General features: G+C 70.2%; 9 protein-coding genes and 1 pseudogene. 6 read left to right on the forward strand and 4 right to left on the reverse strand.

What is annotated here, in order from left to right; translation table 11 throughout:
- Positions 1–39: 39 nt before the first annotated feature.
- Positions 40–1,146 carry a PA0069 family radical SAM protein gene (locus tag AC1U89_RS23375; RefSeq protein ID WP_479902021.1) on the forward strand — a complete coding sequence of 369 codons (1,107 nt, stop codon included), beginning with the start codon at positions 40–42 and terminating at the stop codon, positions 1,144–1,146.
- On the opposite strand, the gene AC1U89_RS23380 is transcribed toward AC1U89_RS23375, so the two are convergent.
- Entirely contained in the window at positions 1,143–1,793 is a 651-nt protein-coding gene (locus AC1U89_RS23380) for an HAD family hydrolase (protein ID WP_479902022.1), read from the reverse strand. The two genes, AC1U89_RS23375 and AC1U89_RS23380, sit on opposite strands and share 4 nt — an antisense overlap.
- Before the next feature lie 88 nt (positions 1,794–1,881).
- On the opposite strand from AC1U89_RS23380, the gene AC1U89_RS23385 reads away from it, so the two are divergent.
- Positions 1,882–2,367: a glycosyltransferase gene (locus tag AC1U89_RS23385; protein ID WP_479902023.1), complete on the forward strand. Its 486-nt coding sequence runs from the start codon at positions 1,882–1,884 to the stop codon at positions 2,365–2,367.
- A 367-nt stretch (positions 2,368–2,734) separates the two neighbouring features.
- On the opposite strand, the gene AC1U89_RS23390 is transcribed toward AC1U89_RS23385, so the two are convergent.
- Together AC1U89_RS23390 and AC1U89_RS23395 are read right to left on the reverse strand one after the other, a co-directional pair.
- Complete coding sequence (locus AC1U89_RS23390) at positions 2,735–4,249, reverse strand: lytic transglycosylase domain-containing protein (RefSeq protein WP_479902024.1); 1,515 nt, start codon at positions 4,247–4,249, stop codon at positions 2,735–2,737.
- Between the two features lie 122 nt (positions 4,250–4,371).
- Positions 4,372–5,193: a uracil-DNA glycosylase gene (locus tag AC1U89_RS23395; RefSeq protein WP_479902025.1), complete on the reverse strand. Its 822-nt coding sequence runs from the start codon at positions 5,191–5,193 to the stop codon at positions 4,372–4,374.
- Between the two features lie 173 nt (positions 5,194–5,366).
- On the opposite strand from AC1U89_RS23395, the gene AC1U89_RS23400 reads away from it, so the two are divergent.
- The 4 genes and pseudogenes from AC1U89_RS23400 to AC1U89_RS23415 form a co-directional block, all read left to right on the forward strand.
- Positions 5,367–7,040 (forward strand): electron transfer flavoprotein-ubiquinone oxidoreductase, encoded by a 1,674-nt coding sequence (locus AC1U89_RS23400; protein WP_479902026.1) that lies wholly within the window; start codon positions 5,367–5,369, stop codon positions 7,038–7,040.
- A gap of 104 nt (positions 7,041–7,144) precedes the next feature.
- Positions 7,145–8,866 (forward strand): tetratricopeptide repeat protein, encoded by a 1,722-nt coding sequence (locus tag AC1U89_RS23405; protein ID WP_479902027.1) that lies wholly within the window; start codon positions 7,145–7,147, stop codon positions 8,864–8,866.
- 53 nt (positions 8,867–8,919) lie between these two features.
- The gene (locus tag AC1U89_RS23410) at positions 8,920–9,801 is read left to right on the forward strand and encodes a 4-(cytidine 5'-diphospho)-2-C-methyl-D-erythritol kinase (RefSeq protein WP_479902028.1); all 882 of its coding nucleotides are present in this window, start codon (positions 8,920–8,922) and stop codon (positions 9,799–9,801) included.
- A gap of 317 nt (positions 9,802–10,118) precedes the next feature.
- Positions 10,119–10,194, forward strand: a pseudogene (locus AC1U89_RS23415) (hypothetical protein); the annotation flags it as partial.
- Between the two features lie 426 nt (positions 10,195–10,620).
- Here AC1U89_RS23415 and AC1U89_RS23420 read toward each other — a convergent pair.
- Positions 10,621–12,035 (reverse strand): ammonium transporter (locus AC1U89_RS23420; protein WP_479902029.1); only part of this gene is annotated, 1,415 nt, incomplete at its 5' end.

Below are 12,035 nucleotides of genomic sequence, written 5' to 3' on the forward strand. Positions count from 1 at the left end.
GTTCTTGAATTGTTCTCATTGGCGGTTCATGATCCGGCCATGGTCGCTCCCGCCAATCTTCCCGGTCACCCGCCGTCCGTTGGCCTTAGGGAAGGGGCGCGGGGGCGCGGGGCCAAGTCCAATCGCACGGGCCGCTTCGAGTCCCAGGTCAGCGAGGCCTTCGACGACGGTTGGGGCGAGGAGGAGGAACCGGCCCAGATCGCCACCACGCTCCAGCCGATGAAGTCGCGGACGATCATCGCCCGCAACGACAGTCCCGACGTCGGCTTCGAGAGCTCGATCAATCCCTATCGCGGCTGCAGCCACGGCTGCATCTACTGCTACGCCCGGCCGGCCCACACCTATCTGGGCCATTCGGCGGGCCTGGATTTCGAGACCAAGATCTATTTCAAGCCCGAGGCCGGCAAGCTTCTGGAGCGCGAGCTTTCCAAGCCGAAGTACGTCCCCAAGGTGATCCACATCGGCGGCGACACCGACCCGTACCAACCCGATGAGCGCCAGCTGCGGGTGACGCGGGCGGTGATCGAGACCCTGGCCCGGTTCCGCCATCCATTCACGATCATCACCAAGTCGAACCTGATCACCCGCGATCTCGACATCCTGGGGCCGATGGGCCAGGCGGGGCTGGCGCGGGCGGCGGTGTCGATCACCAGCCTGGACCACCGGCTGTCGCGCAGCATGGAGCCGCGGGCCTCGACGCCCAAGCGGCGGATCGACGCCGTGCGCCAGCTGGTGGCGGCAGGCGTGCCGACCACCGTGATGTTCGCCCCCTCGATCCCGTCGCTGAACGACCACGAGATGGAGGGCGTACTGGAGGCCGCCGCCGCCGTCGGGGCGACCACGGCCGGCTATGTCGCCGTGCGCCTGCCGCTGGAGATCAAGGACCTGTTCGAGGAGTGGCTGGCGGCCGAGCATCCCGACCGCGCCCGACGGGTGATGTCCCTGGTCCGCCAGATGCGCGGCGGGGCGGCCTACAGTTCCGAATGGGGCAAGCGGATGACGGGCGAGGGGCCCGTCGCCCAGGTGATGAGCCAGCGCTTCCACCTGGCGCGGGTGAAGTTCGGCCTCGACAACAAGCTGCCGCCCCTGGACCTGACCCAGTTCGCCGTGCCGCCCAAGGCGGGGGACCAGTTGTCGCTGTTCTAGCCCTTGGTCAGGCGCAGGCCGTCCGCCGTCATCGAAACCTGGATGCTCGAATAGTCAGGGATGGACGGATGGCCCAGCTCTAGCGGGTGACGGTGGGTGGCGGTGATCATGATCACGTCGGCCCCGGCCGCTTCGCCCGCCAGCAGGCCGGCGGGGGCGTCCTCGAACACCAGGCAGGCTTCGGCCTCCACGCCAAGGCGCTCGGCGGCGAGGCGATAGCCGTCCGGGGCGGGCTTGCCGCGCGACACGTCTTCGGCGGTGACCAGCACGGCGGGGATCGGCAGGCCGGCGGCTTCCAGGCGCCGCAGGGCCAGTTCGCGCTGGGCCGAGGTGACGACGGCCCAGCGGTCGGCGGGCAGGGCGCACAGGAAGGCCTCGGCGCCCGGGATCGGGATCACGCCCTCGACGTCGGCGACCTCGGCTTGCAGGATCGCCAGGGTCTCGAGGGCGATGTCGACGCCGGCGAGGTTCTGGCGGCGGATGGTCTCTTCGGCTCGTACGCCGTGGATCGTAGGCAGGAAGGCCTCGACGTCCAGGCCGTGGCGCCGCGCCCAGTCGCCCCACACCCGTTCGGCCACGGCGATGGAGTCGAGCACGGTGCCGTCCATGTCGAACAGGAAGGCGGCGTAGGGTTTGGTCGGGATCATGACGCGGCTATGCCATGCTTCGCCGCTCAAAGTCTTGTCTGGGCAAGTCTCGGCTTGACCCGCGCCGCGTCGGATCGGAAGCAGGATCATGATCACCGTCGTCCTCCCGACCCACAACAGCGCCGCGCGGCTGGTGCATGTCCTGCCCCTGCTGGTGCCCGCCGCCGTCGACGGCCTGGTCAAGGCGGTGGTGTTCGCCGACGCTGGCTCGACCGACGCGACGCTCGACATCGCCGAGGACAGCGGGGCGCGGGTGGTCCAGGTGACTGGCGACCTGGGTCAGCGCCTGGCGGCCGGCTGTGCGGCGGCCACGAGCGCGTGGATCCTGATCCTGGGCGAGGACCTGATCCTGCCCGAGAGCTGGCGAATGCCCGTCGAGGCCCATCTGGCGGGCGGCGGCGGCAAGCCGGCCTGGATCGGGCAGGCGGGCCTGTTCGATCTGGGCGGGCGTCCCGTGGCTGTGCTGGTCTCCCGCGACGCCGTCGCGGCGGCCGGCGGGGTAAGGCCGGGCGGCGATCCGTTGAAGGCGCTGCTGGGGCGCCTGAAGCCGAAGGCGGTTCGGTTGCGGGTCTAGTCGTCGGTCGGGGCGCAAGCCCGCCCTTGGGGGGCGTAGCGCGGCCCAAGCGGGAGCCGCGCCTTTCGCAAGGTTATGGAGCTGCCGATCGAACAGTCGTTGTCGGCGGGAAGCGGCGCCAAGACCGGACGTCCCTCGACATCGACGGTCACATACATCTCCGTGCCCGTGTCGGTGCTCACGGCGCGAAAGCCTGTGACGCGACCGGTGTGCAGGGTGACCGGGCCTTGAGGGATCAGCAGCAGGCCAAAAAGCAGGATCGCGCAGGCGCCCAGCCCGAGGCCCACCGTCCCACCGTGTTCGAGCCACCAAAGGCGAAGGGTTTGCACCAAGGAGAAGCGGGGGCCAGGCGTCGGCGCCAGGGCCGCTACTGTTGGTCCAGTCGGAAGTCGATCACCCGCGCGCCGCTGGCGACGGCGTCCAGGGTCCTGGTCTCGGCGCCCATCAGCTTGCGATAGGTCCAGTACGAGGCCATGACCTTCTCGACGTAGTTGCGGGTCTCCTGGGCCGGCAGGCTTTCGATCAGCAGCAGCGGATCGCAGTCGGCGCCGCCCAGCTGCTCCTGGGTCTTGATCAGGGTGCCCGGGCCGCCGTTGTAGGCCGCCACGGCGCGGAACAGGTCGGGGCTCTGCAGGCCCCGGTCCATCAGCCAGGTGAAATAGTCCTGGCCGACGCGCAGGTTGAAGCTGGGGTCGAACAGCGGTGTGGTGTCGGCCAGCAGCTTGTCGTCGCCGGCCGCGCGGGCGGCGGCCACCGGCATCAGCTGCATCAGGCCCACCGCGCCCGCGCCCGACATGGCGTAGGGGTCGAAGCGGCTTTCCTGGCGCACCAGGGCGTAGACCATGGCCTTGTCGATCGTGAAGCCGCCCTTGGGCTCCAGCGGGGGCAGGGGATAGTCCTCGCCGCCCACGCGCTTGACGGCGCGACCGGCGTTCAGCGGGGCCTTCTCGTTGAGGGCCAGGGCCAGGTCGGTCCAGTCGCCGCGGGCCTTGGGATTGTCGCTGGCCAGGGACAGGCCGGCGCGCAGCTCCTGGCCGGCCTCGGCCCAGCGGCCGATCTGGGCCAGGGCGGCGGCGCGGCGGGCGCGCGGGTCGGCGGCCAGCAAGCGGGCCAGGGATTCCACGTCCGGCCCCTCGTACGAAACCTTGGTCAGCAGGGCGGCGATCGGGTCGTCCTGGGCCAGGGCCAGGCCGGACAGGGCCAGCTGGCGGGCGGCGATCATGCCGTAGAAGGTGTTGGGCGCGCGGGCGGCGGCGCTGAGCAGGTCCTCGACGTCGCGGGCCTGGCCGCCCGAGGCCGCCGAACGCGCGGCCCAGAAGGCGGCGGCCGAGCGCAGCCACTCGTCCTGGTTCTCGTCGTCGGCGACGCGCTCGAAATAGGTCCGGGCCTGAGCGTAGGCCTGCAGGCGGAAGGCGGAGAGGCCGGCGATCCACGGCTCGCCGGCGGCCTGGGCCAGGGTCAGGGCCTTCTTCACGTCGCCGGAATAATAGGCCTCGCGGGCGGCGCGGGTCTTGTCGGCCGGGGCGGGGCCCTTGGCGCCGGCCACGAACAGGGCCGGGATCTTCGGGGCGGCGGCGCGGGCCGGCTTGCGCTTGACCGCCAGGGCGTAGACTCGGTCGGCCCCGGCCTGGTCGCCGTAGGCGGCCAGCCAGTCGGTCAGCTCGTCGTAGCTGGCCGAATAGGCGTTGGGGTGCATGACCTTGGYGAATTCCAGCCGGCCCCGCAGGCTGCGGTCGCGGGCGTTGGCCGCCGCGGCCTCGGCGGCGTCGAAATCACCGTGGTCGGCGGCGGCGAAGGCGGCGCGGTAGAAGCGGGCGTCGGCCTCGGACAGCGGCTCGAGCGAGGACGCATGGGCGCCGACGGCGACGCTGAAAGCGGCCATGAGGCAAAACACGAAGGCCGAAAAAACGGCCAGACGGCGAGCTAGAAGCTGCAATGCGTTTCCGCGCCCTTGCCCCGAAAGGCTCCCCGACGCGTCCCGTGTCCAACTGGTCGTCCGAATCTCTAGTTGGGACGCTCCGGACGATCAAGTCTCTCGCTGAGCATAAGCATGTCGGCCCAGGCCTTCTTCTTGGCGTCTGGCTTCCGCAGCAGGAACGCCGGATGCAAGGTGGGCAAGGCCGGAAGCTCGGTCTGGCCGTCGGCGGAGGTCCATTCGAACCACCGGCCGCGCAGCGACAATATGCCTTCCTCGCGCTTCAATATGCTCTTGGCCGAGGCGCCGCCCACCAGCAGCAGGATCTTGGGCTGGACCAGCTGGATCGCCCGCTCCAGGAACGGCGCGCAGGTCGCCTGCTCCTGCGGGGTCGGCGTGCGGTTGCCCGGCGGGCGCCAGAACACGGTGTTGGTCACGAAGGCGCGGTCCATCAGGCCGGCGGCCTTCAGCATGCGGTCCAGCAGCTGGCCGGCGCGGCCGACGAACGGCGCGCCCTGCTGGTCCTCGTCGGCGCCGGGCGCTTCGCCGATGATCATCAGCGGCGCGTCGGCCGGACCGCGCGACACCACGGCCTGGCGCGCGCCCTGGGTCTTGAGCGGACAGCCGTCGAAGGCGGCGATGGCGGCGGCCAGGGCGGGCAGGTCGGCGCAGGCGGCGGCCAGGGCCCGGGCCTCGGCGACGGCGGCGCCCAGGTCGGGGCCGCGTCCGAAGGCCGGCGTGGCGACCGGCGCGACGGCGACGGGCGGAGGGGGCTCCCGGCGGGCCCGCAGCATCGCCGCGCCCTCGGCCAGGCGATCGATCGGCTCGTCCGCGTACGAAGCCTCGACGCCCGCGTCGGCCCAGAAGGCGAGCAGGCTTTCCACGGCGCGCGGATCGACGGCGAGGTCCATGCCGTCTCTTAGCGCGATCCTCCGATCACCGCCACGTCAGCCGCTTGAAGATTGACGCTGCATCGCAGCAAAAAACATTCGTTTATTCTTGACCACCTCCGCGTCACCTCACGATAAGCTTCGACTCAAACAGCAAAGAACGCGGGCAGAGTGCGCCCGGGCGGGAGACCTCAATGAGCGAAGAGCTCGAACGCGAGTCGATGGAATACGACGTCGTCATCGTCGGCGGCGGACCGGCGGGCCTTTCGGCCGCCATCCGACTCAAGCAACTGGCGGCGCAGGCCGGGACCGAGGTTTCGGTGGCGGTGCTGGAAAAGGGCTCCGAGGTCGGCGCCCACATCCTGTCGGGCGCGGTGATCGACCCCAAGGGCCTGGCCGAGCTGTTCCCCGACTGGAAGGAACGCGGCGCGCCGCTGGAGACCCCGGTCAAGATCGACCGCTTCCGGCTGCTGGGCCCGCAGGGCGACATGGCCCTGCCGATGTTCGCCATGCCGCCGTTCATGCACAACCATGGCTGCTACATCGGCTCGCTGGGCAACGTCTCGCGCTGGCTGGCGGCCCAGGCCGAGGAACTGGGCGTCGAGATCTATCCGGGCTTCGCGGCCTCGGACATGGTCTGGAACGACGACGGCTCGCTGAAGGGCGTCGTCGTGGGCGTCGTGGGCATCGCCAAGGACGGCCACCACAAGCCCGACTACCAACCGGGCATGGAGCTGCACGGCAAGTACGTGTTCATCGCCGAGGGCGTGCGCGGCTCGCTGGCCAAGCAGCTGATCGCCAAGTTCGACCTGTCGGCCGGCAAGTCGCCGCAGAAGTTCGGCATCGGCATCAAGGAACTGTGGCAGGTGCCGCCCGAGAAGCACCAGCCGGGCCTCGTCGAGCACACGACCGGCTGGCCGCTGGACGACAAGACCGGCGGCGGCAGCTTCATGTACCACTTCGGGGACAACTACGTGTCCATCGGCTACGTGGTGCACCTGAACTATAAGAACCCCTGGATGTCGCCGTTCGACGAGTTCCAGCGCTTCAAGCACCATCCGGCGGTCAAGCCGCACCTGGAAGGCGGCAAGCGCATCGCCTACGGCGCGCGGGCCATCACCGAGGGCGGCTACCAGTCGGTGCCGAAGCTGACCTTCCCGGGCGGCGTGCTGATCGGCTGCTCGGCCGGCTTCGTCAACGTGCCGCGCATCAAGGGCAGCCACAACGCGGTCAAGACCGGCATGCTGGCCGCCGAGGCGGCCTTCGCCGCGATCGGCGCCGGGCGGACCAGCGACGAGCTGGTCGACTACCAGACGGCCTATGAAGGCTCGTGGGTGGCCAAGGAGCTGAAGGTCGTCCGCAACGCCAAGCCGCTGCTGGGCAAGCTGGGCACGTTCCTGGGCGGCGCGGCCGGCATGTTCGACATGTGGTGCACGCACCTGTTCGGCGGCTTCTCGTTCTTCGGCACGCTGAAGCACGACAAGACCGACGCGGAGTCGACCGGCCTGGCCAAGGACTACAAGCCCCTGGTCTATCCCAAGCCGGACGGCGTGATCAGCTTCGACAAGCTGAGCTCGGTGTTCCTGTCGGCCACCAACCACGAGGAAGACCAGCCCGCCCACCTGAAGCTGAAGGACCCGACGATCCCGATCGCGGTCAACCTGCCCAAGTACGGCGAACCGGCGCGGCTGTACTGCCCGGCCGGCGTCTACGAGGTGCTCTACAACGAGCAGGGTCAGGACCCGCGCTTCCAGATCAACGCCCAGAACTGCGTCCACTGCAAAACCTGCGACATCAAGGACCCGTCGCAGAACATCGTCTGGACCACGCCCGAGGGCGGCGGCGGCCCGACCTATCCGAACATGTAGAAGAGGGGCCTTTGAAAGGCCCCGATGAAAGTCTAAGGCGCGGTTCGACCTTCGGACCGCGCCTTTTTCTTGCGGCCCGCCCGGAAACCGATGAGGGTGCGGATATGACGCGTACCAAGCTTCTCCTCGCCCTTCTCGCCGCCTCGACCCTGGGCGCCTGCGCCGCCGCGCCGCCCGGGCCGGACCTGCGCGGCCAGCTCACCATGGGCTCGGCCTGGGGCTCGAGCCGGTCGGCCTACGGCCAGTTCCTGGCCGGCCAGGCGGCCCTGCTGAACGGTTCCAACGCCCAGGCCGCCAGCTATTTCGACGAGGCGCGACAGCTGGGCGAAGACCCGGGCGTGCTGGCCGATCGCGCGTTCACCGCCGCCCTGCTGGCCGGCGACGTGCCGCGCGCCGCGGCGCTGGCGCCGCAGGGGACGGACGCCAACGAGCAGGTGCGCCGACTGGGCGTGCTGACCCGGGTGGTCGACCTGATGGCCGTGGGCAAGCCCCGCGACGCCCAGGCCCTGCTGAAGACCGAGACCCTGGGCTTCCCCCATCGTCCCGCCGCCGTCCTGCTGGCGCCCTGGCTGGCCGCCGCCGCCGGCGACGCCAACGGCGCGGTGGTGCGTCCCGAACTGCAGGGCGACCGGTTCGTGCAGTATTTCGGCCAGCTGAGCCAGGCGCGGCTGTACGAACGCGCCAAGCGCTATGACGAGGCCGAGACCGACTACAAGGCGCTGATGGCGATCGAGAACGCCCGCGCCCTGTTCGTCGAGGACTACGGCGCGTTCCTGGAACGCCGCAAGCGCCACGCCGAGGCCGTGGCGCTGTACGACGCGGCCCTGACGCGCGATCCCGACGACCAGGGCCTGCAGGCCGCCCGGGCCCGCGCCGCGGCGCGCGGTCCCGCGCCGGCCATGCCGACCGACAAGCAGGGCGCGGCCCACATGCTGGTCGCCTGCGCCGCCACCTTCGCCAGCGAGCGCCAGAGCCAGTTCGGCCTGGCCTATCTGCGCCTGGCCCTGAGGCTGGACCCCAAGCGCGACGACGCCTGGCTGCTGGTGGGCGACCTGCTGGGGCAGGACGATGACGACGTCGGGGCCCGCGAGGCCTACGCCAAGGTGCTCCCGACCTCGCCGCGCTACGTCGCCGCCCAGTCGAAGCTGGCCTGGAGCCTCCAGGGCAGCGGCGAGAAGGAAAAGGCCCTGGCCCTGGCCCACCAGTCGGCCGTCGCCGCCCCCAAGGACCGCGACGCTCAGATCACCTATGCCGACCTGCTGCGGACCAACGAGCGCTGGGCCGAGTCGGCCGCCGCCCTGGACCCGCTGATCACCGGCGAGGGCGACAAGCCCGACTGGCGGCTGCTCTACATGCGCGGCATCTCCCTGGAACGCGCCGGGCGCTGGCCCGACGCCGAGCGCGACCTGCTGACGGCGGTCAAGCTGAACCCGGACGAGCCCGACCTGCTGAACTATCTGGGCTATTCGTGGATCGACCGCGGCGTGCACCTGCCCGAGGCCATCGCCATGGTCCAGAAGGCGGTCGACGCCCGTCCGCAGTCGGGCGCGATGCTCGACTCCCTGGGCTGGGGCTACTACCGCCAGGGCGACTACAAGACCGCCGTGGTCAAGCTGGAGCAGGCCGTCGAGCTGGAGCCGGGCGACCCGGACGTCAACGGCCACCTGGGCGACGCCTACTGGCGCATCGGCCGCCAGGTCGAGGCGCGCTACCAGTGGCAGCGGGTGCTCAGCCTGGAGCCTGACGAGAAGCAGAAGACTGAGGCCGAGGCCAAGCTGAAGAACGGCCTGGACGGTCCGCCGGCCAAGGTGGCCTCCAGCCAGTAGCCTGACGACTTTCTAGCTTCCAGACGCCCCTCAAGACGCTTCAAGGGCACGCCATGCGCCTCGACGCCTTCGCCCCGGCCAAGGTCAACCTGTTCCTGCACGTCGGCGGTCCCGACGCCGAGGGCTATCACCCGATCTCCAGCCTGATGCTGTTCGCCGACGTCGGCGACCGGGTCCGGCTGCAGGCGGCCGACGCGCCCAGCTTCGAGGCGACGGGGCGGTTCGGGGGCGAGGTCCCGCTGGACGACGGCAATCTGGTGGTGCGGGCCGCGGACGCCCTGCGCGCCCGGCTGGGCGGGCCGGTCCCGCCGTTTCGGCTGATCCTGGACAAGGCCCTGCCGATCGCGGCGGGCCTGGGCGGGGGCTCCAGCGACGCGGGGGCGGCGCTGCGGCTGCTGCGCGGGGCCTTGGCGCCCGACCTGTCCGACGCCGACCTGGAAGTCGTGGCCGGAAGCCTGGGCGCCGATGGCGCGGCCTGCCTGTGGGGCGCGCCGGTGATGGCGCAGGGCAGGGGCGAGCGCCTGTCGCCCGCGCCGGCCCTGTCGGACCTGCACGCCGTCCTGGTGAACCCGCTGGTCCCGTCGCCGACCGGGGCGGTCTATCGCGCCTATGACGCGGCCGTGCATCCCGACGGCGAGACGCCGCCGCCGATGCTGGACGGGCTCGAAAGCGCCGAGGAGGTCTGCGCCTGGCTGGCCGGCTTCACCCGCAACGACCTGCAGGCCCCGGCCGTGGCCCTGGAGCCGCGCATCGGCCAGGTGCTGGACCTGCTGGCCGACGAACCCGAGACCCTGCTGGCCCGGATGTCCGGCTCGGGCGCCACGTGCTTCGCCCTGTGCGCCGGCGACATCGAGGCCGAAGGCCTGGCCGAGCGGCTCGAGCAGATGCGGCCGGACTGGTGGGTAAAGCGCTGCCGCCTGGGCGGGCCGTTCTAGGCGCCGACGGGGACATGCCCTTGGGCGTGTCGCCGGGTTTCGCATTGAGCCAGGCCGGGGACGCGCACTCATGGCCCGACATCTGACGATTTCGCGCTGAGTTCCGGGTGAGTGCGTGTCCCCCAAGTMGTCCGCTGAGTTTGGAGTCTGTCCTGTGACGCCGTGGACGAAGGTGGGGACACGCACTCACCCGGACGGCCGTTGATCGACCCGCAAGACCTTGCCGTGAGTGCATGTCCCCGTCACTGCGGCGGCCAACCCGCTGAAATCCCTGCGCTAAATCTTTATTCCCCGCAGGGTTTCCCGGCGGCCGCATAATGGCTCCACCTCGACGCGGGAAAGGGCGCATGGCCAGCGACCGATGCGGCGGCGGGGGGCGATCGAGCGGGAAGCTCTGTCGGATCCGGTCCGCGTTCGGTAGGGGCCGGAACAACCTCATGTCTCTGGTGCCGGTCGGGCGTGGTCCACAGATACGACGTGATGTGAGGGTCGAAAGAGCAGCAGGCGAGCGGTGACAGGCTCGCGGTCCGGGACTGGAGGCGTTGATCCAGCCCGCCCGTCGGAGGCTTCAAGGCGGCGAGGTCCGAACAGGGCTCAGCGCCGCAGGCTTCCGGATAACGACCGCGCGGAGCGATCGGGCTTCGTCGAAACGGTATTCTTTTTCAAACTCCGGACGATGTCCGGCGCTCCGCAGCCCTTTCCATCAACTCAGCGAGTCGTCGCGTGAGGATGACGAGCCATGCGCGCAAAAGAAAAGCGCGGAAGCCGAAGCTTCCGCGCCCTCCCGATCCGAACCTTTGGACCGAGCCTTCCCCAGCCTTAGCTGTGGTAGGCGCGTTCGCCGTGTTCGGAGATGTCCAGACCTTCTTCCTCGGCTTCCGGCGAGGCCTTCAGGCCGATGATCAGCTTGATCACGAAGAACACGATGATCGAGGCGATGGCCGACCAGGCGATGGTGACGCAGACGCCCTTCAGCTGGGCCAGCACCTGGGTGCCCAGGTTGTAGACCGCGTTGTCGCAGGTCGACAGGTCKCCGTCCTTGCCGCAGCTGGTGTAGTCGACGATGCCGGCGCCGCCGAAGGCGGGGTTGACCAGGATGCCGGTGCCGATGGCGCCGACGATGCCGCCGATGCCGTGGATGCCGAAGGCGTCCAGGCTGTCATCGTACTTCAGCGCGTTCTTCACGACCGAGCAGAAGAAGATGCAGATCGGCGAGACGACCAGGCCCAGGATGACCGAACCCATCGGACCGGCGAAGCCGGCGGCCGGGGTGACGGCCACCAGGCCGGCGACGACGCCCGAAGCCAGGCCCAGGGCCGACGGCTTCTTCTTGGTGACCCACTCGACGACGATCCACGACAGACCGGCGGCGGCGGTGGCCACGAAGGTGTTGATCATGGCCAGCGAGGCGTAGCCGTTCGACTCCAGGTTCGAGCCGGCGTTGAAGCCGAACCAGCCCACCCACAGCAGGCCGGCGCCGACCAGGGTCAGGGTCAGGGAGTGCGGGGGCATCGGTTCCTTGCCGTAGCCTTGGCGCTTGCCCAGGATCAGGGCTCCCACCAGGGCCGCGACACCGGCGTTGATGTGCACCACGGTGCCGCCGGCGAAGTCCAGGGCGCCGAAGCCCCAGATCAGGCCGGACTTGACCGCCGCGGTCGGAGCCTGGGCGATCGCGTCAGGACCCGGCCACCACCAGACCATGTGGGCCATCGGGTAGTAGGAGAGCAGGGGCCACAGCACCGCGAAGGCGACGATGGCGGCGAACTTCATGCGCTCGACCAGCGAGCCGACCACGAGGGCGGCGGTGATCGCGGCGAAGGTCGCCTGGAACGAGATGAAGGTGAACTCGGGGATCACCACGCCGGTCGAGAACGTCGCGACGTTCGAGGCCGGGGTCACGTCCTTGAGGAACAGACGGCTCAGGCCGCCGACGTAGCTGTCCCAGCTGCCGCCGTCGGTGAAGGCGAAGCTGTAGCCCCACAGCACCCAGGCGACGAAGCCGATGATGGCGACGGTCGAGACCTGCATCATGACCGACAGCATGTTCTTGGAGCGGACCAGGCCGCCGTAGAACAGGGCCAGGCCCGGCAGGATCATCAGCAGGACCAGCAGCGAGGACGTCAGCATCCACGCGTTGTCGCCCTTGTCGTTCTTGTCGACGATGGCGGCGGGAGCGGCCGGGGCCGGAGCCGGGGCGGCGGCGGGCGCAGCGGCGGCGGGAGCCGGCGCGGCCT

The sequence above is a fragment of the Caulobacter sp. 05T431 genome (assembly GCF_056665975.1).